Source organism: Pseudomonas panipatensis (genome assembly GCF_900099785.1).
Classification (GTDB): domain Bacteria; phylum Pseudomonadota; class Gammaproteobacteria; order Pseudomonadales; family Pseudomonadaceae; genus Pseudomonas; species Pseudomonas panipatensis.
Genome location: NZ_FNDS01000011.1, coordinates 50205 through 71752, shown reverse-complemented (window position 1 = coordinate 71752; position 21548 = coordinate 50205). Strand labels below are relative to the sequence as shown.

Below are 21548 nucleotides of genomic sequence, written 5' to 3'. Positions count from 1 at the left end.
GTGGCGCATTCTACCCGCCATGAGCGCGCCCCTGGAGGGCGATTTCAGTCTCGTGCTGGCGCGCTGGCGGCGGCCAGCGGGGGAAACTCTTCCGGGCTGAGGGTTTCCTTTTCCAGCAGCAGCCGGGCGCCCTCATCGAGATCGTCGCGGCGGCTTTCGAGCAAGGCGCGGGCGCGCTCGTAGGCCTCGTGGATCAGCTCGCGGACACAGAGGTCGACTTCCCGCGCGGTTTCTTCCGAATAGTCCTTTTCGCGCATGCCGCCGATGTGGCCGTTGTCGCCCAGGTAAGGCGTGGATTGGCGCTCCAGCACCGCCTGGCCGAGCGACTCGCTCATGCCGAAGCGGGTCACCAGTTGCCGGGCGATGTCGGTGACCTTGGCCAGGTCGTCGGCGGCGCCGGTGGAAATTTCGCCGAACACCAGGGATTCCGCCGCGCGCCCGGCGAGCAGCACGACCATGCGGTCCTTCAGTTCCTGGCGGCCGATGAGGAAGCGGTCCTCGGTGGGACGCTGCAGGGTGAAGCCCAGCGCGCCGATGGAGTGCGGAATGATCGACACCTTGTGCACCGGGTCCATGCGCGGCAGGGTCGCCGCGGCCAGCGCGTGGCCCATTTCATGGTAGGCGACCACCTTGCGCTCGGCGGGTTGCAGCAACCGGCTCTTGCGCTCGGCGCCGGCGACGATGCGCTCCACCGCGGCATTGAAGTCAGCCATGCTCACCGCTTCGCCACCGCGCCGGGTGGCGCCGATGGCCGCCTCGTTGACCAGGTTGGCCAGGTCGGCGCCAGTGAAGCCGGTGGTGATCGCGGCGATCTGCTCGCTGTCGACGTCCGGGCCGGCGGTGATGCGCTTGAGGTGCACCCGCAGGATCGCCGCGCGGCCGCGCCGGTCCGGCCGATCGATGAGGATCTGCCGGTCGAAGCGGCCGGCGCGCAGCAGCGCCGGGTCGAGCACTTCCGGGCGGTTGGTGGCGGCCAGCAGCACCACGCCCTCGCGCGGGTCGAAGCCGTCCAATTCGGCGAGCAGTTGGTTGAGGGTCTGTTCCTTTTCGTCGTTGCCACCGAAGGCGCCCAGGCCACGCATCTTGCCGAGGGCGTCGAGTTCGTCGATGAAGATGATGCAGGGCGCGGCCTTGCGCGCCTGCTCGAAGAGGTCGCGGACCCGCGCCGCGCCGACGCCGACGAACAGCTCGACGAATTCCGAGCCGGAAATGGAGAAGAACGGCACCCCGGCCTCGCCGGCGACCGCCTTGGCCACCAGGGTCTTGCCGGTGCCGGGCGGGCCGACCAGCAGGATGCCCTTGGGAATACGCGCGCCGAGCCGGCTGTAGGTCGGCCGATCCTTGAGGAAGGACACCACTTCCTGCAGTTCCGCTTTGGCTTCGTCGATACCGGCGACGTCATCGAAGGTCACCCCGGTATCGCGCTCGACGAACACCTTGGCCTTGGACTTGCCGACGTTGACCATGCCGCCGAAGCCCTGCTTCTCCGCCATGCCACGGAAGAAGAAGGTCCACAGGGCGAAGATCAGGATGAAGGGCAGCAGCCAGCCCAGCCACTTGCCGGCGGTGTTCTCGCCGACGCCATTGAACTCCACGTTGGATTTCTCCAGCTCCGCCGCCAGTCCGGGCTCGACACGGTTGGTGGTGAAGCGGGTGCGGCCCTGGATCGGCTCCTTGAGCGTACCGCTGATGCGTTCCTGGTCGACCTTCAGGTCGCTCAGCTTGCCGGCCGCCAGCAGGCGCTGGAACTCGCTGTAGGGGATGGGCGCCTCCGCCGAATAGTTCCCCAGCCAATTCTGCAGGATCAGCAGGATGCTGAAGGCTGCGATGAAGTACCAGAGGTTCCATTCGTGATGCTTTTCCATGGGCCAGTCCTATTCGGTGGGCGGGTGGCGAAGGTTCGATTGAGGCAATGGATCATTGCAGAGGCGTGGCCGCTGACGAGCGACGCCGATCAATGCATGAACGCTATATCGACAGCTTAGTTTCTCCAGAAAAACTTCTCGTGCTCGCCGCAGCGGCGTGGCCACCGTGCGCCGAATGCTCTTCTAGCGCTCGACAGCTTAATCAAGATCAACGACAGCGGAAAAAGTCGGCGCAATCTGGAGCAGCCTGATGACGGAGGATGAGGAGATGGCCCGACATTCGTTGGCGACGCCCATGCGCGATCGTACCGAGGCCGGACAGTACCTGGCCCAGTTGCTGTCTGCCTACCGCCAGCGCAGCGATACCATCGTCCTGGCGTTGCCGCGGGGCGGTGTGCCGGTGGCGTTCGAGATTGCCACGGCGCTGGAGCTGCCGCTGGACCTGCAACTGGTGCGCAAGCTCGGCGTGCCCAGTCACCCGGAGCTGGCCATGGGCGCGATCGCCAGTGGCGGCGTGCGGGTGTTGAACCGCGACATCGTCGCCTATGAAGCGCTCGATGAGCGAGTGATCGAGCGCGTCGCCGAGCGCGAAGGCGCCGAATTGCAGCGCCGCGAGCGCGCCTATCGTGGCTCGCGGCCGGCTCCCGAGCTGCGCGATCGACTGGTGATCCTGGTCGATGACGGCCTGGCCACCGGCGCGACCATGCAGGCGGCGGTGGAAGCGGTGCGTCGGCAGGCGCCGGCGCGCATCGTGGTGGCCGTGCCGGTCGGTTCGGCGGAGGCGGTCGCCGATCTGCGCCAGCGGGTGGACGAGGTGATCTGCCCGCTGATCCCCGGCATGCTCAGTTCGATCGGCCGCTGGTACCTGGACTTTTCCCAGACCTCGGATCAGCAGGTGCTCGACTTGCTCGAACGGGCCTGGCGGCGCGAGGCCGACGCCGGAGGTGAGCGATGAGCGCGCTGCCCGAGCGGCGCCTGCTCAGTCTCGACATCGAGGGCCAGCGCCTCGACGGCGAACTGTGCCTGCCCAGCGGCGCCAAGGGCCTGGTGCTGTTCGTGCATGGCAGCGGCAGCGGCCGCCTGAGCCCGCGCAACCAGCGAGTGGCCAGCTATTTCCATGGCCGCGGCCTGGGCACCCTGCTGTTCGATCTGCTCAGCGCAGAGGAACAGGCGATCGACGAGCTGACCCGCGAGTTGCGCTTCGACATTCCCTTGCTCACCGCGCGCCTGCTCGGGGTGATCGACTGGCTGGCCGCGACGCCCACGCTCGCGCCACTGCGCCTCGGCCTGTTCGGCGCCAGCACCGGCGCCGCCTCCGCGCTGAAGGCCGCGGCATTGCGCGGCACGCGGGTGGCGGCGCTGGTGTCACGCGGCGGCCGTACCGACCTGGCCGGTGAAGCCTTGCCCGCCGTGACGGCGCCGACGCTGCTGATCGTCGGCGGCGAGGACCGCGTGGTGCGCACGCTGAACCGGCAGAGCGGCGCGTTGCTGCGCTGTCCCCACGAACTGGCGGTGGTGCCGGGGGCGACCCATCTGTTCGAGGAACCCGGCGCCCTGGAGCAGGTGGCGCGCCTGGCCGCCGACTGGTTCGAGCGCTATCTGTCGGAGGCGGCCGCCTGACGCCGCAGCTCGATCTGGAACTCGGCTTCGTAGGGCGGTACGTGGCATTCGACGATATCGCGCGGGGCCACCTGCAAATGGATACCGACGATATCGGCGTGGACCGGCTGCCGGCAGACGTGGCGGTCGACCAGCACCGCGGTGCGAATGTCGCGTGCGCCCAGACTGGCCAGGTAGGCGCAGGTGCGCAGCAGCGAGTGGCCCTCGAAGAGCACGTCGTCGACCACCAGCAGGGTCACGGCGGACAGGTCGAGCGCGGCCAGTTGCGGGCTTTCGCTGAGGGCGGTGTGCGGATGCAGCAGCGCCAGGTCATCGGCGTAGCGCTTCACCTTCAGCGGGTAGAGCGGAAGCTCGGCGAGACCGGGATAGGTGGCCAGCCGCGTTTGCAGCATGCGCGCCAGGGGCTCGCCACGGCGCAGGATGCCGACCAGCGCGCTGCGCCCGGCCGGCAGCAGCAGGGCGGCGTGGCGGGCCATGGCGCAGAGCACGCCGTCGAGTTCCTCGGCATCGTAGATGACGCTGGTTTGGCTGGACATGCGCGGCTCCCCCTCGATCGTCTGCCTGGCGCTCGCTGTTCACTATAGCCGCGCGCCTGGCCGCCACCGCCGGAGCGTGCGGCAACGCCGCAGCCAACCGGCCGCGTTTGATAGGGATCAAGGACTTTGCCGGGGGCCGTACCAGACTGAGCCAACGGTGAACGGCGAGGGCGCGCGCATGGCGCGCTGGGCCTGTGCCTTCGCTACCCAGACCGCGGCGAACGCCGCCGGCGGCAGGCAACCTCGGCCAGCGCGGCCGACCAGGAGAAGGCCCATGGCTGACCATCCACCCGGCATCGCCGCGCCCGGCGCGCTGCTCACCGACCTTTACCAACTGACCATGCTGCAGGGTTATTTCGAGCGCGGCATGTTCGACACCGCGGTGTTCGAATTCTTCGCCCGCAAGTTGCCCGCCTGCCGCAATTTCTATCTGGCCGCCGGACTGGAAATGGCCCTGGACTACCTGGAACAACTGCACTTCAGCGACGCCGAACTGGCCTGGCTGGACGGCCTCGGGCGCTTCAGCTCGGCCTTTCTCGACTACCTGGCCGGGCTGCGCTTCAGCGGCGAGGTGCAGGCCATGCCCGAGGGCACGCTGTTCTTCCCCCAGGAGCCGATACTGCGGGTCACCGCGCCGCTGCCAGAGGCGCAACTGGTCGAGTCGCGGCTGATCAACCTGCTGCACTTCCAGAGCCTGATCGCCAGCAAGGCGCTGCGCTCGGTGCTGGTCGCCGATGGCCGGCTGCTGGTGGATTTCGGTCTGCGCCGCGCCCATGGCGCGGAGGCGGCGATCTTCGCCAGCCGCGCGGCCTACCTGGCCGGATTCGACGGCACCGCCACGGTGCTCGCCGGCGCGCAGTTCGGCATTCCGCTGTACGGGACCATGGCGCACTCCTTCATCCAGGCCCACGACAGCGAGGAACTGGCCTTCGAGCACTTCGCCCGCAGCCTGCCCGAGGGCTTGCTGCTGCTGATCGACACCTATGACACCGAGGCGGCGGCCGCGAAGGTCGTGGCCCTGGCGCCGCGCCTGGCCGCCAGCGGCATCCGCGTGCGCGGCGTGCGCCTGGACAGCGGCGACCTCGGCGAGCACGCACGGCGGGTGCGGCGGATACTCGACGACGGCGGACTGAAGGAGGCGACCATCTTCGCCAGCGGCAATGTCGACGAGTACCTGATCGCGCGGCTGCTGGAAGAGGGCGCGCCGATCGACGGCTTTGGCGTCGGCACCCATCTGGACACCTCCGCCGACGCCCCGGCCCTGGACTGCGCCTACAAGCTCCAGGAATACGCCGGCAAGCCCCGCCGCAAGCGCTCGGAGGGCAAGGTCACCTGGCCGGGGCGCAAGCAGGTGTTCCGGCGCTTCGACGAGCACGGCCACTGCTGCGGCGACACCTTGAGCGTGGAGGGCGACCGCATCGAGGGCACGCCGTTGATCGTGCCGGTGATGCGCGGCGGCCGGCGCTTGCAAGCCTCCCCCAGCCTGGAACAGGTGCGCGCGTATGTGCGCGGCCAGGTCGCCAGCCTGCCGCCGGCGTTGCGCCGCTTGCCGGCCGCCGAGGCCTACCCGGTGCAGGTGGCGCCGGCGCTGGAGGCCCTCGCCAGGGAAGCGGACCGCCTGATCGGGCTGGCGACGGCCGGCCCGGCGCCGTCGGCGCGCTAACCGCTAGCGCAGTTCGACGCCGGCGCTGCGCATTGCCGCCAGCGCCGCGTCGAGCGAGCCATCGAGGTCGATGGCGCGGCAGGCCTCTTGCAGCAGCACCACCGCGAAGCCTTGGCGGCGCGCATCCAGCGCCGAATAGAGGACGCAGTAGTCGGTGGCCAGGCCGGCGAGGAACAGCCGGCGGAAACCGCGCTCGCGCAGGTAGCCGGCGAGGCCGGTCGGCGTGCGCCGGTCGTTCTCGTAGAGCGCCGAGTAGGAATCGATGTGGCGGCGATAGCCCTTGCGCAGGATCAGTTCGGCGTGGGGAATCCGCAGCGCGGGGTGGAACGCCGCGCCGTGGCTGTCCTGCACGCAGTGGTCGGGCCACAAGGTCTGTTCGCCGTCGGCCAGCGGCAAGCGCTCGAACGGGCGCCGGCCGGGGTGGCTGCTGGCGAAACTCTGGTGGCCCGGCGGGTGCCAGTCCTGGGTCAGCACCACATGGGCAAACTTCGCAGCCAGTCGGTTGATCGACGGCACCACTGACTCGCCGTCGGGCACCGCGAGGGCGCCGCCGCTGCAGAAGTCGTTCTGCACATCGATCACCAGCAACAGGTCGTCGTCGCGTGGGCTCAGTTCAGCGTTCAGCACCTGCCGTGCTCCTGTTCAAGGGTGTAGGCCTCGCGCAACCATGCCGCCACCAGCGCGGAGGAATCCAGGATATCCAGGCCCTGCGCGCGCTGCTGCGGCGTCAAGCGTAAGGGCACCACGCTGTCGCAGATGACCACGCGTTCGATCAGCGGCGTCTCCAGCAACTCGGCGCCGGCGGTGAACAGACCATGGGTGGCGGCGGCGAACAGACGCGCGGCGCCGGCGGCATGGCAGGCCGCGGCGGCGCGCAACAGGGTATCCCCGGTGCTGATCATGTCATCGAAGAGAATCGCCACCTGGCCGGCCACCGCGCCGACCAACTGGCCGCCGCTGAGCTGGTCGTTGTGGCGGAATTTCTCCGTGTAGGCGGAGCCGATCGGGCGCCCGAGGCGTTCTTCCAGGGCCAGGCGGAACTGCTCGGCGCGCTTGATCCCGCCGGTATCCGGCGAGACCACCACCAGGTCCTCGGTGGGCAGTAGGGCGGCGAAGTGGCTGGCGAACAGGCCGGTGCTTTCCAGGTTGTCGGCGGGAATGCGGAAGGCGTTGTCGAAGGCCGCGACGTTGTGCACGTCCATCGCCAGCAGGCGGTCGACGCCGCTCGCCTCCAGCAGGGTCGCGACATAGCGGCTGATCACCGCATCCTGCGGCCGGGTGCGGCGCTCCTTGCGCCCGTAGCAGAGGTACGGGGTGACGACCTGCACATGGCGCGCGCCGGCATCCTTGAGCGTTGCGCAGAAGAACAGCAGGCGGCAGAGCTTGTCGTTGGCGCTCTGTCCGGGCTCGCCGTACAAGCCATGGAAGACCACCACCTGGCGGCCGCTGACCGGCGCGATCGGCCGGCTCTTGTGCTCGCCGTCCTCGTAATCGCGCTCTTCGTGCTCGGCCAGCGCGCTGCCCAGGTAACGGGCGACGCGCTCGGCGAAGTCGCGGCTGCCGTTGAGGGCGAACAGCAGGGGCGGGGTGGCGTGCATGATCGGTCGACTCCGTGGGCGGGGCGGCCGGCGGGACGGCGCGCAACGCGGATTGGTTGCTTGACCCAGGCGATGATGGGAAGCCCGCGGGCAGCGCACTTTGATCCTGATCAAGCCGGCGCCGCTGCCGGCCGGGCGAACGCCCTGGCGATAGTTTGATGCCGATCAAACCGCCCGCACGGTCCTGTACCTAGCCTGAATTCTGCTTCGAGGCGAGGAACCGCGACCAACTGCTCGACCTGCTCGCCGCCAGCGGCAGCCGGTCCAGCGCATGCACGGATGCCCAGCAACCAGCACGGCCGGGGTAGCCGGGGAGAACCAGCATGCGTCCGCCGATCATCGAGAAAACCGCCAGCGACCTGCGCCTGCCGCCCAACTGGCCGGCCAGCGAGCAGCCGGGGCCGTTCTTCTGGACCACCGAGGCCGCCGCCCTGGCCGGACTGCCCGGTGGCGGGCTGAACCTCGCCTACGAAGCCGTCGACCGCCACGCCCGCGGCGACCGCGCCGAGCACATCGCCCTGCGCCTGCTGGACGGCGAGGGCGGCAGCCGCGACATCAGCTATGCGCAACTGAGCGCGCTGAGCAATCGTTTCGCCAATGTCTTGCGCGGCCTCGGCGTCGCGCCGGGGGCGCGGCTGTTCATTCTCTGCGAGCGCGGCCTGGAACTGTTCCTCGGCGTCCTCGGTGGGCTGAAGAATGGCTGCGTGGTGTCGCCGCTGTTTTCCGCCTTCGGCCCGGAGCCCATCGCCACGCGCCTGCGCCTGGGCGAGGGCAGCATCCTGCTGACCAGCGAGACGCTGTATCGGCGCAAGGTCGCCGGCATCCGCGCCGAGTTGCCGGCGCTGCGCCATGTGCTGGTCCATGGCCAGCGCGCGGACGAGCGAGTGGCGCACGGCTGCCTCGACCTGCAATCGCTGATGGCGCAGGCGGACGAGACCTTCAGCATCGCCCGCACCCGCGCGGACAGCCCCTCGCTGCTGCATTTCACCAGCGGCACCACCGGGATGCCCAAGGGCGCCCTGCATGTGCACGGCGCCGCGCTGACCCATTACGTCACCGGCAAGTACGCCCTCGACCTGCACCCCGAGGACATCTACTGGTGCAGTGCCGATCCGGGCTGGGTGACCGGCACCTCCTACGGCATCCTCGCGCCGCTGCTGCTCGGCGTCACCAGCATCGTCGACAGCGCCGAGTTCGACGCCGAGCGCTGGTACTCGATCCTCGAACAGCAGCGGGTCAGCGTCTGGTACACGGCGCCGACGGCGATCCGCCTGCTGATGAAGGCCGGCGTGGCGCTGGCGCAGCGGCACCGCTTCCCCGATCTGCGCTTCATCGCCAGCGTCGGCGAGCCGCTGAACGCCGAGGCGGTGTGGTGGGGCAAGGAGGTGCTCGGCCTGCCGATCCACGACAACTGGTGGCAGACCGAGACCGGCGGCATCATGATCGCCAACCTGCTCGCCTGGCCGATCAAGCCGGGCTCCATGGGCAAGCCGCTGCCAGGGGTCGAGGCGGCCATCATCGAGCACCGCGAGGACGGCACGTTGCGTTTCCTCGCCGCTGGCAAGGTCGGCGAGCTGGCCCTGAAACAACCGTGGCCGGCGATGTTCCGCGCCTACCTGGGCCAGGAGGAGCGCTACCGGCGCTGCTTCGCCGGCAACTGGTACCTGAGCGGCGACCTGGCCCGGCGCGATGCCGATGGCTACTACTGGTTCGTCGGCCGCGGCGACGATGTGATCAAGTCCGCCGGCCACCTGATCGGCCCCTTCGAAGTGGAAAGCGTGCTGATGGAGCACCCGGCGGTGGCCGAAGCCGCGGTGGTGGGCAAGCCCGAGCCCTTGCTCGGCGAGCTGGTCAAGGCCTTCGTCGCGCTCAAGGACGGCTACCAGCCCAGCGCGGCATTGCACGACGAGTTGCTCGGCCATGCGCGCAAGCGCCTGGGTGCGGCGGTGGCGCCCAAGGAGCTGGAGTTCCAGGCGCAGTTGCCGCACACGCGCAGCGGCAAACTCATGCGCCGCCTGCTCAAGGCGCGCGAGCTGGGCCTGCCCGAAGGCGACACCTCGACGCTGGAGAACCCCCGATGAACGACGCGCTGATGGCCTACCCGCAGGACGTCGCCCTCGGCCTGCTGCACGACATGCTGCGCATCCGCCGCCTGGAGGAGCGCGCCGCCGAACTCTATGGCGAAGGCAGGATTCGCGGCTTCCTGCACCTGTATATCGGCGAAGAGGCGGTGGCGGTCGGCGCCGTGCATGCCCTGGCGGCCGACGACGCGGTGGTCGCCACCTACCGCGAGCATGGCCATGCGCTGCTGCAGGGCATGCCGATGAGCACCATCATGGCCGAGATGTTCGGCAAGGCCAGCGGCTGCTCGCACGGTCGCGGCGGTTCGATGCACCTGTTCGACGCCGGGCGGCGCTTCTTCGGCGGCAATGCCATCGTCGCCGGCGGCCTGCCGCTGGCGGTCGGCCTGGCCCTGGCCGAGCGCATGCAGGGCGGTTCGCGGATCGTCGCCTGCTTCTTCGGCGAAGGCGCGATGGCCGAAGGCGCGTTCGCCGAGTCGCTGAACCTGGCCGCGCTCTGGCAGTTGCCGGTGCTGTTCTGCTGCGAGAACAACCTCTACGCCATGGGCACGGCCCTGGCGCGCTCGCAGGCGCAGACCGACCTTTGCGCCAAGGCGGCGGCGTTCAAGGTCGCCGCCCAGGCGGTGGACGGCATGGATGTGCTGGCGGTGCACGCGGCTACCCGCGATGCCGTGGCGCGGGTACGCGGCGGCGCCGGCCCGGCGTTCGTCGAGTACCAGACCTACCGTTTCCGCGCCCATTCGATGTTCGACCCCGAGCTGTACCGCGACAAGGCCGAGGTGGCGAAGTGGAAGGAGCGCGGCCCGATCCACAGCTTCAGCGCGCGGCTCAAGGCGTGCGGCCTGCTCGACGAGGCCGGCTTCCTGGCCCTGCAGGCGCAGGCGGAGGCCGAAGTCGAGGCCGCCGTGGCCTTCGCCGAAGCGGCGCCGCTGGAATCGCCGGCGTCCTTGCTGGCCGACCTGTACACCCCGCAGGTGGCGCCATGAGCCGTCGCTGCAGCTACCGCGAAGCGTTGCGCGAGGCCCTGCGCGAGGCCTTGCAGCGCGACAGCCGGGTGTTCCTGATGGGCGAGGACGTGGGCCGCTACGGCGGTTCCTACGCGGTGTCCAAGGGCTTGCTGGAGGCGTTCGGCGAGCAGCGCATCCGCGACACGCCGCTGTCCGAGCTGGCCTTCGTCGGCGCCGGCATCGGCGCGGCCCTCGGCGGCATGCGTCCGATCGTCGAGATCATGACGGTGAACTTCAGCCTGCTCGCCCTCGACCCGATCGTGAATACCGCCGCCACCTTGCGCCACATGTCCGGCGGGCAGTTCTCCGTGCCCCTGGTGCTGCGCATGGCCACCGGCGCCGGGCGGCAACTGGCGGCGCAGCATTCGCACAGCCTGGAAGGCTGGCTGGCGCACATCCCCGGCATCCGCATCCTCGCCCCGGCGACCCTGGAAGACGCCCGCGGCATGCTCTGGCCGGCGTTGCAGGACCCCGACCCGGTGCTGATCTTCGAACATGCCCAGCTGTACAACCTGGAAGGCGAACTGGAAGAGGGAGTGGCGGTGGACATCCATTCGGCGAAGGTCCGCCGTGGCGGCAGCGACCTGACCCTGATCAGCTATGGCGGCACCCTGGGCAAGACGCTGGCCGCCGCCGAGCAACTGGCGGGCGAGGGCATCGACGCCGAAGTCATCGACCTGCGCGTGCTGCGGCCGCTGGACGAGGCGACCTTCCTCGCCTCGGTGCGCAAGACCCGCCGCGCCCTGGTGGTCGACGAAGCCTGGCGCAGCGGCAGCCTGGCCGGGGAAATCATCGCGCGGATCGTCGAGCAGGCGTTTTACGAACTGGATGCGCCGCCGGCACGGGTCTGTTCGGCGGAGGTGCCGATTCCCTACGCGAAACACATGGAAGAGGCGGCCTTGCCGCAGGTGGCGACGATAGTCGCAGCGGCCCATGCAATCTGCGGCTGACGGACGGGCGAGGGCAGCATGATCGAATTCAAACTGCCCTCGCTGGGCGCCGACATGGACGAGGGCACCCTGCTCGAATGGCGGATCAAGCCCGGCGAGCGGGTCGAGCGCGGCCAGGTGGTGGCGGTGGTGGATACGGCCAAGGCGGCCATCGATGTGGAGTGCTGGCGCGCCGGGGTGGTGCAGGCGTTGCTGGTCGAGCCGGGCAGCAAGGTCGAGGTCGGCACGCCGATCGCCACCTTGCTGGAGCCTGGCGAGCAGGCGGACAGCGGCGCACCGGGCAAACCTGGGGCGCCGGGAAAACCTTTGGCGCAGGGCAAACCCGGCGCGGCGCCGGCGCCGGCGCCAGGCGAGGAAGCCCCGCCGGCAGCGCAGCGGGCACGGGTGTCGCCAGCGGCGCGCAAGCGCGCGCAGGAACTGGGCGTCGATCCGCTGGCCGTGCATGGCAGCGGCCCGCAAGGCGCGGTGACCCTGGCCGACGTGGAGCGCGCCGCGACCCAGGGCGCGGTCAGCGACCGCGCGCGGGCCATGCGGCAGGGCATCGCCGCCGCCATGAGCCGCTCGAAACGCGAGATTCCCCACTATTACCTCGCCGAGCGCATTCCCCTCGGCCGGGCGCTGGCCTGGCTGGCGGCATACAACGCGGCGCGCGTGCCGGAGCAGCGCCTGCTGCCCGCGGTGCTGCTGCTCAAGGCGGTGGCCCTGGCGCTGCGCGACCATCCGCAGTTCAACGGCCACTGGCTGGACGGCGGCTTCCGCGCCGCCGAGGGCATTCACCTGGGGGTGGCGATCGCCTTGCGCCAAGGCGGCCTGCTCGCACCGACCCTGCAGGCGGTCGCGGAGAAATCCCTGCCCGAACTGATGCGCGAACTGAGCGAGCTGGTGCTGCGCGCGCGCACCGCTAGTTTGCGCAGCTCCGACGTGAGCGCCGCCGGCCTGACGGTCACGCAACTGGGCGAACAGGGCGTGGAAACCGTGTTCGGTGTGATCTATCCGCCGCAGGTGGCGCTGGTCGGCTTCGGCCGCATCGTCGAGCGGCCCTGGGTCGAGGCCGGCGAGGTGCGGGTCGTGCCCTGCGTCAACGCCAGCCTGGCGGCCGACCACCGGGTCAGCGACGGCCACGCCGGCGGGCTGTTCCTCAGCGAAATCGCCCGCCTGCTGCAAGCACCGGAAACACTCTGAGGAGCCTATCGATGGACGAACAGCAGCTGCGCCAACTGATCCTGCGGACCTTGCACAGCGTGGCGCCGGAAATCGACCCCGAGGCCCTGCGCGGCGATCGGCCGCTGCGCGAGGAAGTCGACCTGGACTCGATGGACTGGCTGCGTTTCATCAGCGCGCTGCACCAGCAGACCGGCATCGCCATTCCCGAGTCCGACTACCAGCGCCTGGTCAGCATCGACGCCCTGGTGGCCTATCTGCGCGAGCGCCGCCCGCTCGCCTGAACGGCGTGGCGCGCCGGCGCCGGGGGGCTTGTTTGATGCACATCAACATGCTCGGCGACGGCTCGGCGCAAAAGAAAAAGCAGGGGGCGAGCGTGATCGCTGTTGCGCTTGTCGCTATCCGGTACCGAGACCGCGGGCTGTTGCCCGGGCGATCCACCTGGAGGTGTTCCATGTCCAAGTATCAGCATCTGCTTCTGCTGGCCCCCGCCGAGATGCGCCGCAGCCCGGCGTTCGAGCGGGCGCTGGCGCTGGCCGGGGCGACCGGCGCGACGCTGCACATCGTGATTTTCCTGCATCCGTCGAGCCTCGAAAGCGGCTGGCTGGCGCCGCAGGAAGCGCCGCAGGAAGTCCGCGAGGCCTATGTGCAACGCCATCGCGAGTGGCTCGACGAGCAGGCCGCCAGCGCCCGTCGCCAGGGCCAGCAGGTCAGCAGCGAAGTGGCCTGGGTCGAGCATCCGCTGCAAGACATCATCCTGCACGTCAGGGAAGCCCGCGCCGATCTGTTGATCAAGGACGTTCAGCACGAGTCGGCGCTGCACCGGGCATTTGCCACGCCGCTGGACTGGCAGTTGCTGCGCGATTGCCCGATACCGCTGTACCTGGTGAACCGCGCCGAGCAGCCATTGCCGCGCAAGGTGGTGGCGACGGTCGATCCTTTCCATGCGGAAGGGCAGATCCATGCGGTCAACGAGCAGATCATTGCTGCGGCGAGGACCCTGGCCGACGAATGCAGCGCCGAATTGCACCTGCTGCATGTGTTCGACCCGTCCGGCATCTATTCGGTGGAACGCGGGCTGGGTGCGATGCCGCTATCGGCGGGGCTGAGCGATGGTGTGCGGCAATCCCAGGAGGACGCCTTCGAGCTGCTGGCCGAGCGCCACGGAATCGGCCAGCACCAGCAGCATTTCCTGGTCGGCTCGGCGGCGCGGGTCATCGCCGAATTCGCCGAACGCGAGCAGGTCGACGTGCTGGTCATGGGCACCACGCACCGGCGCGGCCTGAACAAGCTGCTCGGCAGCACCGTCGAACATGTTCTCTACCGCGTGCCTTGCGGCATCCTGGCGATCAAGCGGAAAGACAGCGCGCCCTAGGCCGCTGCAAAGCGCGGCTGCCTGAGTTCGCCGCGGCGCGCTGGGCGGCAAGTCTCGGAAGGGCCGCGCGCGGGAGCAGATGAGATTGACTCGCGTCGCTCGTTCCGAGCGCTCGGAGGGCCTTCCGGGCATTCGCTGTCACCAGCGCAGGCGGGCTATTGCGCTTTTCCCAGGGCATACATGTAGCGGCGGCAGTGCTCCAGGTAGCCTTCTTCATGGCGTCCGATCAGTTGGACCACGCTGGTCCATAACCAGGAGGGCGCGTCGAGCGTCCTTGAGCGGTTGAGGCGCAAGTCGGCCAGCCAGTTCTTGCGTGTGCCTTCGTCCATTTGTCGAGCATGGGCAATGCCCAGCACACGGGCCAGATAGTCTGCCGCCGCCATGGCCTCCTGGCGGTTCAAGGTGTCCAGTTCCAGCTTGAGGTCTTGCGGCAGCAACTCGCGGACAAACACGCCGTGATCGAGGAAGCGTGTCGCCATCATGCGCTTGCCGAGCGTAGGGGAAAGTTGCCGGGCGCCTTCGAGCACGCGATGCGCGTTATCCCGCGGCATATGTACGTGAGCGCCGCGGGGAGCCGCTGCCCTCACGGCTTCTTTGACGTCGATCAGGCAGTAGTCCCGTTCATCAGCTTCGCCAACGCTCAGCAAGACGGCATAGCGCAGCAGGCCGAGCGAACTGCAGCCCTTGACCCAGAAGGCTGAATCGAGCATCGCCACACGGGCATCCGCCGCCCGGCCTTGCAACGCACTGACCAGCCGCTGCAGGGCGGGGGTCGCGCAGAACGCCTCGATGGCGGCGCTCTCCGCGCGCGAAAGCGGCCAGAAGTGCCGGCCAAGGGGGAGGCTGGGGCGCGTATTGCTCACGCGAGCATGGGCGAGATGTTTCCAGGTACGTTCGACCGCGTCGCGCATGCAGGCCTGTACCTGCGGCGGACGCTTCGGCATGCCGGCTGGTGCCTCCTCGAAAGACGCTTCGTAGCCTCGCATCATGGCTTCCAGCATGTGCGCCGTCGTGACGCCGGGCAGATCCGAACCCCGCACTGCGGTGGCCAGCGACAGTGCCAGGCGGACCAGATCATGCACGGGGTTGCCAATGACGCTCTGGTCGAGATCGCGGATATGGATATCGATGCGTCCATGACGATCGGCGATCGGCCCCAGGTTGCCTACGTGGCAGTCACCACAGATCCAGACATTGGGGCCATGCGGTAGCGTCCTGCCCCGCTGACTGTGCAGCCATTGGTAGAAATGCACGGTGCTGCCGCGCAGATAGGCGTGCGCCGAACGTGCCATTTTCTCCTGGCGAAGGTGTCGGAGTAGCGCTGTGCGTTCTTCTGGGCGCGGCAACTTCATCTGCTCACTCCGTGGGGCTGGCCAAAGCGCCGGGGGCGACGCTTCAAGTCATCGTGCCTCTAGGCAACGGGCCGTCGAGGCGCGCGGAAATACTGGCGCTGCCCCGATGCCGCCGGCTCGAACGAGGCTTGCCGCTGTGCTGCCTGCGAGTCCTGGCACGTGCCGCCTGGACGATTCCGCGCCTTGTCGAATGGCCATAAAAACAGACCCAGGGATGCTCATGAGCCTGTTCCCCGGAGGCCGCCCGGCGGTTCACTTCAGCGACCGCCGGTGTCCGGCGATTTCACGAGGATCGCCGTGGCCAGCTCCTCGTCGCTCGCCTGCAAGCCGGGATGTTCGCGGCGGATCTGCTGCAGCGCGGCCTCCAGGTAAGCGCCGCGGATGCCACCGTCGCTGGCGATGAAACTGCTGGCATCGTCCTGCGCGGCAACGACGACCTTCTTGTCCTTGAAGGTGGAATACAGCGAGGCGGAAATCCCCGCGGAGGTGGCGACATCCTCTGCATCCACGCTACGGGCCAGCGCCGAGGCGACGGGCAGGCAGAGCGACAGTGCAGCGACGACAACTAGTGTGCGGCTCATGGCAAAGACCTCTTGCGAGCAAGACAGCCCACTGAGTCAGCGTCCTGGTGCAGGCGGGAGTTCCCGGTCGTCGGGCACGGGTCTTCGCCGCCCGCTGGGCGCGTTGCTCACTCAATGGCTGAAAACATGCCTCCATGCAGCCCTTGAATGCGATTCCAGACGGTTAGACGAAGGGTTGACCTGCGAACCCGCGAGGCAGTCGCTGGCGCCCGGGTATGGCGGCCAGCTTCTGCATCCAGGCGGCGCGCCACCGGTAGGCGGCGTGAGCGATCTTCGCGGTTTGCCGTGCCGCTCTGCGCGCGGCGTTCCGTTCGATCCGGCGAGCATCCTGGAACGCGTCGGTGGCGCGGCAGCTGCGACACTTCACCCGCGCCACTTCCGTGGTGGAGACAAGCGTGTCGCCGTGGCGGCCGCAGGCGAGATGCCCGTCGACCTTGAAGTGGGTAACGTGGATAGCCATCTGTGCGTCTCCTGCGCAGTGAGTGCGGTACAGCGCAGCAACAGACAACGGCCTACCACATCTCAGGGTTGGAAAAGCCGTATCCCTGGCAGCTCCGCCACCTTGCTGAAATGGCTATTCCCTGGAGCTTCAAACCTGTCCGCGGTTCGATCGGTGGTGATCCCATCCTTTAAGGATAGATCAGGCGAAAGCGGCGCCCCGTGCCGGCCGGCGGCAATCGAGCGGGCCGCCGGCGCGACACTCAAGCGGACACCCCGAACAAGGCGCCGACGCCGGCGGTCAAGGCCATTGCCAGCGCGCCCCAGAAGGTCACGCGCGCAGCGGCGGTCATCACCGAAGCGCCGCCCACGCGGGCGGCGAGGGAGCCGAGCAGGGCGAGAAACACCAGGGAGCTGGCCGAAACCGCCCACATGAGCGCGGATACCGGCAGCAGCATGACGACCAACAGCGGCAGCACCGCCCCCAGCGAAAAGGTGGCGGCCGACGCCAGGGCAGCTTGCACCGGGCGCGCGGCAAGGGTATCGGATATGCCCAGTTCATCGCGCCCATGTGCGCCAAGCGCATCGTGCGCCGTCAACTGGGTGGCGACCTTGGCGGCCAGCTCCGCATCGAGTCCACGGCGAACATAGATGGCCGCCAGTTCCGCGTGTTCATGCTCGGGGAAGGCCGCCAGCTCGCTACGCTCCCGCTCCAGATCGGCATGCTCGGTGTCGGCTTGCGAACTCACCGAAACGTACTCGCCGGCTGCCATCGACATGGCCCCGGCGACGAGGCCGGCAACGCCGGCGACCAGGATATTCGCCGATGTCGCCCCCGCGGCCGCCACCCCCAGGATCAGGCTGGCCGTGGAGACAATGCCGTCGTTGGCGCCGAGAACCGCCGCACGAAGCCAGCCGACGCGCTGCGTTCTGTGTCGTTCCAGGTGCCTCATGACGGCCACCCCGCTGCAAGCCGGCGGAGGGTGATCCGCAGCCTTGGCAAGGCGGGCCGTCGAGTGGGGCGTGGCAGTGGCGATGCCCTGTGTGTGCTGCGCTTCATGGGTCATTCCCTGGGAGTCGAGAGGTTCGCGTCAGGTGGCAAGATTAGCTGTCCACACCGGGACCGGCAGGTGGCTCCGGCTTGGCCGGCGAGCTGCGTTCTTCCTTGTGTCGATCGGTGGCGATTTCGACGGCGATGGCCGCGGCCTGCTCGGCAGGCATGCCTTCGCTCCGCCGCTCATACTCCGCCTCGCCGCGCTCGTCGCTCTTGCGCGTCGTCACGTCGGCCGCTTGTTCCTGCTGCCCCGGCAGCTCGACCCGCAGCTCCTGGATGAGCATCAGCAGCGCCGCCGCCACGGGCAGGGACAGCAGCGCCCCCGGTATACCCAATAGAACGCCGCCGGCCAAGAGCGCGAAAAAGATCACCGACGACGGCAGGCGCAACGCGCGTCCATAGATGTGGGGCACGATCAAGCGGTTCTCGACCTCCTCGTAGGCGAGCATCAGCAGCAGCACGATGCTGGTGACGGTGAAGCTCTTGCTGAGCGTGACCCCCACCACGGCGACCAACACCAGCAGGCTGCCGATGTAGGGCAGGATGTCGGCGGCGCCGGCGAACACCGCGATGGCCAGGGCGTTGGATACACCGCAGGCGGTCAACAACGCGAAGACGAACAGGGCCATGCAGGCCGAGGTGATCACTTGCCCGCGGATGTAGCCACCGACGATGGTTTCCAGGTTCAGCATGACTCGGGAAAGGCGCACGTGGTGGGACATGGGCAGCAGCAGAAACAGGCCGCCGCGCAGGCGATCCCGGTCGAGCATGATGTACAGGGCGAGAAACACGGCGCTGAGGATATACGCGAAGATCGCCACCACACTGCCGGAAAGCTCTAGCACGCTCGAGACGCTCAGCGTGACCAGGTCGCCGACGCGCAGCTCGCGGAGCATGTCCGCCAGGGGGTTGGTCAGGTGGAAGCCTTCCAGCCAGCCGGCCAGGCGCTCGCGCATGGCCGCCTGTTGATCGACGAGGCTGCTTACCTGCGCGATCAGCGCCGGAATCGTCAGGGTGATGAACAGCACGCTAGCCAGCATCAGCCCGCTGAACACAATGGCGATGCCCAGCCCTCGGCTGATGCGGCGTGCCTCGAAGAAGCGGACCGCGGGGCTCACGCTGCCGACGATGATGAGTGCGGAGACCAGCACCAGGACCACCGGCAGAATCCGATTCAGCACCCACAGGCCGGGGATGATGAGGGCCAGGAGAATCAGGGTGCGCGCAGAGAGTTCGATGCGAATCACCCGGCGCGGCTTTTCCTCCGGAGGGCGTTCATCGGGGGCGCCAGTGGACACCATTTCACCTCCGTTCCCGCAGGACCCTCGGGATCGTCGTGCGGCCTGCGCTGATGTGGCATGCACGCTCCAGGCTGCAAGACTGGCCGCGCATCAGTAGCGACGGATGCTGCCGTTTTCGATCCTGACCCGATCGCCCACTCTCAAGCCGCCGGTGCTGCTCTGGTTCAGCGTCTGATAGGAGCCATCGTCCATGCGGACCCTGATGTTGTAGCTGGTGGTCGGCGCCTGATTGCCTTTCTCGATCTGGTGCCCGATGTAGGCGCCACCCGCCGTGCCGGCGACCGTCGCGGCTGTCTTGCCAGTCCCTGATCCGACCTGGCTGCCGGCGATACCGCCGACCACGGCACCTGCCAGGGTGCCCAGGCCGTACCCCGTTCCGCCGATGCCTTGGTAGCTTTGCTGGACGGCGTCGATGGATTGCACCACGCCGGTACCGGAGTAGGTCGAGTTCGCCGGTGCGCTGGTTTGACCGTTGTAGGTCGTTGGACTCGAGCTGCCTCCGTTGGGATAAAGCGGCGCGCAGGCGCTGAGGGCAAGGGCGCAGACCAAGCCGACGATGAGGCTGGGGCTGATCATGATCCTCATGGCACATCTCCTCTACTGATGGTTACCAAGGGCGCCATGCCATGCTCAGTCGCTGCGGTAGGCCGCATCCTCACCCGATCTGCGAAGGAGCGAGGGCTGGCGAACAAGCACCTGGAAGAGGCCCGACCATTGAACCGCTCACGCCCGTTGGGGCATGGCTGCGCTGAGGGGCTTGCGGATCACAGGCGTCCCATCAGTACCAGGATGAGGACGATGATCAACACCAGGCCCAGTCCGCCACTCGGGTAATAGCCCCAACTGCGGCTATGCGGCCAGGTGGGGAAGGCGCCGATCAACAAGAGGATCAGCAGGATCAACAGTATCGTCCCCATGCCCATGGCGATCTCCTTCTGTGGGTGAATGCAACGCGCTGGCAAAACTGCGCCGCACCGAAGTGCGTATGAAAAGTCTGAGTTCAAAGGGGACTTGTTTCAGTTCGATAGCGCACATTGAGTGGCATGTATTGCGGCGTTGCATGGCGGGCGAGCCGCGGCGCGGATGGGGACGGAGGTTTATTCGTCGCCACGCCACGCTGACGCTCGAACGACTAAGTGCGTCGGCGCACCGACGCGCCGGTGCTGGCCTGCCACCGTTGCGCTCCCGGTTTCTTGCAGTTTCGCGAATACCGGGATGCATACAGAGGTCAGCATGAACAGAACGATCAAGCACAACGTCGCCAGCGGTTCGCCGAAGACCGGCAAGCCGAGTCGTCCGCAGTCCGCGACGAACACCCAGGTGGAGCGCGCGCCCGAGGCAACCTCCAGCATGGACAAGGATGTTCGCAAACCCTCGCCCAGGCATGGGCAGCAGCAGCCGGCGCTCAAGGCCCCGGGCAAGGATCGCCTCCGCCCGCCCGCGCAAGCGGCGGATTCCCGGCAGGGAGGGAAGAAATCGTGAAAATCCCCAGCTCGGATCAACTCAAGGGCAAGTGGAAACAGCATGTCGGCGCGGCCAAGGTCGCCTGGGGCGAATTGACCGAGGACGAGTTGCTGAAATCGCAAGGGCACAGCGAGAAACTCGCGGGCCTGATCGAGGAACGGTACGCCATTACCCGTGATGCCGCCGACGCGCAGGTCAAGCGCTTTCTCAACACCCTGCAATAACAACCACAGGTGCGATTCTGCCGGCCCGGCTTAGCCAAGTGTGCAACGCCGGGCCGGCAGCTCCCAGGGATGGGGCCGCCCAGGGCGGACGCAAGGTGATCCCTGTCAACAGCTCGGAAATCGCCGTGAGCACCCTCAACGGCATCGTCACCCTCAGCGGTGGGCTGGCCAGCCGCGCGGAGCGCAGCCTGGCCATCGAGCTGGCGTCGAACGTCCGCGGGGTCAAAGGGGTACAAGCGACGAGGCTGACCTACTGAGCCAGTCGCTTAAAGGACGTCCGAGCGGCGAGACCCGCTGCACGGCACCTGGCGCTGCGGTGGAGAGCCACCAAGCGGCGGCGAGGTCAGCGGGCGTTGCCCAAACGATGGCGAAAACCGTGCAGGCGCTGGGCTCGGCCGCATCGCTGCGGCGCTGGCGGCCGAAAGAAACGCCTGGTCGGCTGGGCACGTAAGGCAGCAGGCGATCGGTCTCCTTCTTCACCACCGCGTAGCATTCGCAACTCAACTCTTCCAGCCGGGCGCGGTCGAGCACGGTGATGTGTCCCCGGCTGTACTCGATCACGCCTTTCTTCTGCAGCCTGCCGGCCGCCTCGGTGACGCCTTCGCGGCGCACACCGAGCATGTTGGCGATCAGCTCCTGGGTCATGGTCAGCTGGTTGCTCGGCAGACGGTCGAGGGACAGCAGCAACCAGCGGCAGAGCTGCTGGTCGATGGAGTGGTGGCGGTTGCACACCGCGGTCTGGGCCATCTGCGTGATCAGCGCCTGGGTATAGCGGAGCATCAGTTGCAGCATCTCGCCGTGGCGATTGAATTCGTCCTTGATCCTCTGCCCGGATAGCCGATACACGGTGCCGGCGCTCTGCACGACGGCCCGGCTCGGGGTGCTTTCGCCGCCCATGAACACCTCGACGCCGATCAACCCTTCGTTGCCGACCACGGATATCTCCGCCGAGGCACCGTCTTCCATCACGTACAGCAGCGAGATGATGGCGTCGCTGGGAAAGTACACGTAGCGCATGGCGTCCCCGGATTCATAGAGAACCTTGCCGAGGGGGAGTTCTTGCAGTTCCAGATGGGGGAACAGGCGCTCCTGCACAGCGGCAGGCAGTGCGGCCAGCAAGTGGTTGTGCAGGGGGGAGGGGTTCTTTGACATAGCGGCACTGTTGTTTTCGGATAAACCGTTCCACCGCCACTCAGCATAGACCCGTTGCCGACGTCGGCCAGCCGCCGCGGCTGCGCCGCTGCCCGAAGCAGCGTCCGGCCGACGCACGGGGCCCCG

General features: G+C 68.1%; 23 protein-coding genes and 1 pseudogene. 12 read left to right on the top strand and 12 right to left on the bottom strand.

Going from position 1 to position 21548, the window contains the following annotated elements; genetic code table 11:
- Positions 1-44 precede the first annotated feature (44 nt).
- Complete coding sequence (ftsH, locus tag BLQ74_RS22355) at positions 45-1865, bottom strand: ATP-dependent zinc metalloprotease FtsH (protein WP_090266674.1); 1821 nt, start codon at positions 1863-1865, stop codon at positions 45-47.
- Positions 1866-2133: 268 nt separating this feature from the next.
- Between ftsH and BLQ74_RS22350 the strand changes: the two genes are divergently transcribed.
- Both BLQ74_RS22350 and BLQ74_RS22345 read left to right on the top strand, forming a co-directional pair.
- Positions 2134-2820 (top strand): phosphoribosyltransferase, encoded by a 687-nt coding sequence (locus tag BLQ74_RS22350; protein ID WP_090267061.1) that lies wholly within the window; start codon positions 2134-2136, stop codon positions 2818-2820.
- On the top strand, positions 2817-3485 hold the full coding sequence (locus BLQ74_RS22345) for a dienelactone hydrolase family protein (RefSeq protein ID WP_090266670.1): 669 nt from the start codon (positions 2817-2819) through the stop codon (positions 3483-3485). The genes BLQ74_RS22350 and BLQ74_RS22345 overlap by 4 nt, the downstream gene beginning before the upstream one ends.
- Here BLQ74_RS22345 and BLQ74_RS22340 read toward each other — a convergent pair.
- A complete protein-coding gene (locus BLQ74_RS22340) occupies positions 3461-4021 on the bottom strand; it encodes a phosphoribosyltransferase family protein (RefSeq protein WP_090266667.1) in 561 nt (186 codons plus the stop codon). The two genes, BLQ74_RS22345 and BLQ74_RS22340, sit on opposite strands and share 25 nt — an antisense overlap.
- Positions 4022-4295: 274 nt before the next feature.
- Between BLQ74_RS22340 and BLQ74_RS22335 the strand changes: the two genes are divergently transcribed.
- Complete coding sequence (locus tag BLQ74_RS22335; protein ID WP_090266664.1) at positions 4296-5684, top strand: nicotinate phosphoribosyltransferase; 1389 nt, start codon at positions 4296-4298, stop codon at positions 5682-5684.
- A 3-nt stretch (positions 5685-5687) separates the two neighbouring features.
- Here BLQ74_RS22335 and pncA read toward each other — a convergent pair whose 3' ends face one another.
- A complete protein-coding gene (pncA, locus tag BLQ74_RS22330; RefSeq protein WP_212633165.1) occupies positions 5688-6308 on the bottom strand; it encodes a bifunctional nicotinamidase/pyrazinamidase in 621 nt (206 codons plus the stop codon).
- Entirely contained in the window at positions 6305-7282 is a 978-nt protein-coding gene (locus BLQ74_RS22325) for a ribose-phosphate diphosphokinase (RefSeq protein WP_090266660.1), read from the bottom strand. Before BLQ74_RS22325 ends, pncA begins: the two co-directional genes overlap by 4 nt.
- A 323-nt stretch (positions 7283-7605) precedes the next feature.
- Between BLQ74_RS22325 and acsA the strand changes: the two genes are divergently transcribed.
- From acsA to BLQ74_RS22295, 6 genes are all read left to right on the top strand, one after another.
- On the top strand, positions 7606-9363 hold the full coding sequence (acsA, locus tag BLQ74_RS22320) for an acetate--CoA ligase (RefSeq protein WP_090266657.1): 1758 nt from the start codon (positions 7606-7608) through the stop codon (positions 9361-9363).
- Positions 9360-10349: a pyruvate dehydrogenase (acetyl-transferring) E1 component subunit alpha gene (gene pdhA / locus BLQ74_RS22315; RefSeq protein WP_090266655.1), complete on the top strand. Its 990-nt coding sequence runs from the start codon at positions 9360-9362 to the stop codon at positions 10347-10349. The genes acsA and pdhA overlap by 4 nt, the downstream gene beginning before the upstream one ends.
- The gene (locus BLQ74_RS22310) at positions 10346-11320 is read left to right on the top strand and encodes an alpha-ketoacid dehydrogenase subunit beta (RefSeq protein ID WP_090266651.1); all 975 of its coding nucleotides are present in this window, start codon (positions 10346-10348) and stop codon (positions 11318-11320) included. Before pdhA ends, BLQ74_RS22310 begins: the two co-directional genes overlap by 4 nt.
- 18 nt (positions 11321-11338) lie before the next feature.
- Positions 11339-12502 (top strand): dihydrolipoamide acetyltransferase family protein, encoded by a 1164-nt coding sequence (locus BLQ74_RS22305; RefSeq protein WP_090266648.1) that lies wholly within the window; start codon positions 11339-11341, stop codon positions 12500-12502.
- Positions 12503-12513: 11 nt separating this feature from the next.
- Entirely contained in the window at positions 12514-12765 is a 252-nt protein-coding gene (locus tag BLQ74_RS22300) for an acyl carrier protein (protein ID WP_090266645.1), read from the top strand.
- Positions 12766-12935: 170 nt separating this feature from the next.
- Entirely contained in the window at positions 12936-13856 is a 921-nt protein-coding gene (locus tag BLQ74_RS22295; RefSeq protein WP_170842849.1) for a universal stress protein, read from the top strand.
- A 155-nt stretch (positions 13857-14011) separates the two neighbouring features.
- On the opposite strand, the gene BLQ74_RS22290 is transcribed toward BLQ74_RS22295, so the two are convergent.
- The 7 genes from BLQ74_RS22290 to BLQ74_RS22260 form a co-directional block, all read right to left on the bottom strand.
- Positions 14012-15208 (bottom strand): DUF2252 family protein, encoded by a 1197-nt coding sequence (locus BLQ74_RS22290; protein WP_090266639.1) that lies wholly within the window; start codon positions 15206-15208, stop codon positions 14012-14014.
- Between the two features lie 257 nt (positions 15209-15465).
- A complete protein-coding gene (locus BLQ74_RS22285; protein WP_090266636.1) occupies positions 15466-15789 on the bottom strand; it encodes a DUF2388 domain-containing protein in 324 nt (107 codons plus the stop codon).
- Positions 15790-15952: 163 nt separating this feature from the next.
- Positions 15953-16249, bottom strand: a complete 297-nt coding sequence (locus tag BLQ74_RS22280) for a hypothetical protein (RefSeq protein WP_090266632.1) — start codon at positions 16247-16249, stop codon at positions 15953-15955.
- Between the two features lie 241 nt (positions 16250-16490).
- Positions 16491-17180 carry a VIT1/CCC1 transporter family protein gene (locus BLQ74_RS22275; protein WP_090266627.1) on the bottom strand — a complete coding sequence of 230 codons (690 nt, stop codon included), beginning with the start codon at positions 17178-17180 and terminating at the stop codon, positions 16491-16493.
- Between the two features lie 151 nt (positions 17181-17331).
- Positions 17332-18579, bottom strand: a complete 1248-nt coding sequence (locus BLQ74_RS22270) for an AI-2E family transporter (RefSeq protein WP_170842848.1) — start codon at positions 18577-18579, stop codon at positions 17332-17334.
- Between the two features lie 93 nt (positions 18580-18672).
- Positions 18673-19167: an outer membrane lipoprotein gene (locus BLQ74_RS22265; protein WP_090266619.1), complete on the bottom strand. Its 495-nt coding sequence runs from the start codon at positions 19165-19167 to the stop codon at positions 18673-18675.
- A 179-nt stretch (positions 19168-19346) separates the two neighbouring features.
- Positions 19347-19505, bottom strand: a complete 159-nt coding sequence (locus tag BLQ74_RS22260) for a DUF3309 family protein (protein WP_090266616.1) — start codon at positions 19503-19505, stop codon at positions 19347-19349.
- 310 nt (positions 19506-19815) lie between these two features.
- Between BLQ74_RS22260 and BLQ74_RS22255 the strand changes: the two genes are divergently transcribed.
- The 3 genes from BLQ74_RS22255 (at position 19816) to BLQ74_RS27770 (ending at position 20527) form a co-directional block, all read left to right on the top strand.
- Positions 19816-20064: a hypothetical protein gene (locus BLQ74_RS22255; protein ID WP_090266612.1), complete on the top strand. Its 249-nt coding sequence runs from the start codon at positions 19816-19818 to the stop codon at positions 20062-20064.
- Positions 20061-20270: a CsbD family protein gene (locus tag BLQ74_RS22250; protein WP_090266609.1), complete on the top strand. Its 210-nt coding sequence runs from the start codon at positions 20061-20063 to the stop codon at positions 20268-20270. The genes BLQ74_RS22255 and BLQ74_RS22250 overlap by 4 nt, the downstream gene beginning before the upstream one ends.
- A 95-nt stretch (positions 20271-20365) precedes the next feature.
- Positions 20366-20527: a BON domain-containing protein gene (locus BLQ74_RS27770; protein WP_244507247.1), complete on the top strand. Its 162-nt coding sequence runs from the start codon at positions 20366-20368 to the stop codon at positions 20525-20527.
- 178 nt (positions 20528-20705) lie between these two features.
- Here BLQ74_RS27770 and BLQ74_RS22240 read toward each other — a convergent pair.
- Positions 20706-21422 (bottom strand): annotated as a pseudogene (locus BLQ74_RS22240) (Crp/Fnr family transcriptional regulator); the annotation flags it as partial.
- Positions 21423-21548: the final 126 nt, after the last annotated feature.

What these genes read in the sequence shown, in the direction of transcription:
- ftsH (WP_090266674.1), bottom strand. Translation starts at nt 1,865, where the DNA reads ATGGAAAAGCATCACGAATGGAACCTCTGGTACTTCATCGCAGCCTTC.
- BLQ74_RS22350 (WP_090267061.1), top strand. Translation starts at nt 2,134, where the DNA reads ATGGCCCGACATTCGTTGGCGACGCCCATGCGCGATCGTACCGAGGCC.
- BLQ74_RS22345 (WP_090266670.1), top strand. Translation starts at nt 2,817, where the DNA reads ATGAGCGCGCTGCCCGAGCGGCGCCTGCTCAGTCTCGACATCGAGGGC.
- BLQ74_RS22340 (WP_090266667.1), bottom strand. Translation starts at nt 4,021, where the DNA reads ATGTCCAGCCAAACCAGCGTCATCTACGATGCCGAGGAACTCGACGGC.
- BLQ74_RS22335 (WP_090266664.1), top strand. Translation starts at nt 4,296, where the DNA reads ATGGCTGACCATCCACCCGGCATCGCCGCGCCCGGCGCGCTGCTCACC.
- BLQ74_RS22325 (WP_090266660.1), bottom strand. Translation starts at nt 7,282, where the DNA reads ATGCACGCCACCCCGCCCCTGCTGTTCGCCCTCAACGGCAGCCGCGAC.
- acsA (WP_090266657.1), top strand. Translation starts at nt 7,606, where the DNA reads ATGCGTCCGCCGATCATCGAGAAAACCGCCAGCGACCTGCGCCTGCCG.
- pdhA (WP_090266655.1), top strand. Translation starts at nt 9,360, where the DNA reads ATGAACGACGCGCTGATGGCCTACCCGCAGGACGTCGCCCTCGGCCTG.
- BLQ74_RS22310 (WP_090266651.1), top strand. Translation starts at nt 10,346, where the DNA reads ATGAGCCGTCGCTGCAGCTACCGCGAAGCGTTGCGCGAGGCCCTGCGC.
- BLQ74_RS22305 (WP_090266648.1), top strand. Translation starts at nt 11,339, where the DNA reads ATGATCGAATTCAAACTGCCCTCGCTGGGCGCCGACATGGACGAGGGC.
- BLQ74_RS22300 (WP_090266645.1), top strand. Translation starts at nt 12,514, where the DNA reads ATGGACGAACAGCAGCTGCGCCAACTGATCCTGCGGACCTTGCACAGC.
- BLQ74_RS22295 (WP_170842849.1), top strand. Translation starts at nt 12,936, where the DNA reads ATGTCCAAGTATCAGCATCTGCTTCTGCTGGCCCCCGCCGAGATGCGC.
- BLQ74_RS22290 (WP_090266639.1), bottom strand. Translation starts at nt 15,208, where the DNA reads ATGAAGTTGCCGCGCCCAGAAGAACGCACAGCGCTACTCCGACACCTT.
- BLQ74_RS22285 (WP_090266636.1), bottom strand. Translation starts at nt 15,789, where the DNA reads ATGAGCCGCACACTAGTTGTCGTCGCTGCACTGTCGCTCTGCCTGCCC.
- BLQ74_RS22280 (WP_090266632.1), bottom strand. Translation starts at nt 16,249, where the DNA reads ATGGCTATCCACGTTACCCACTTCAAGGTCGACGGGCATCTCGCCTGC.
- BLQ74_RS22275 (WP_090266627.1), bottom strand. Translation starts at nt 17,180, where the DNA reads ATGAGGCACCTGGAACGACACAGAACGCAGCGCGTCGGCTGGCTTCGT.
- BLQ74_RS22265 (WP_090266619.1), bottom strand. Translation starts at nt 19,167, where the DNA reads ATGAGGATCATGATCAGCCCCAGCCTCATCGTCGGCTTGGTCTGCGCC.
- BLQ74_RS22260 (WP_090266616.1), bottom strand. Translation starts at nt 19,505, where the DNA reads ATGGGCATGGGGACGATACTGTTGATCCTGCTGATCCTCTTGTTGATC.
- BLQ74_RS22255 (WP_090266612.1), top strand. Translation starts at nt 19,816, where the DNA reads ATGAACAGAACGATCAAGCACAACGTCGCCAGCGGTTCGCCGAAGACC.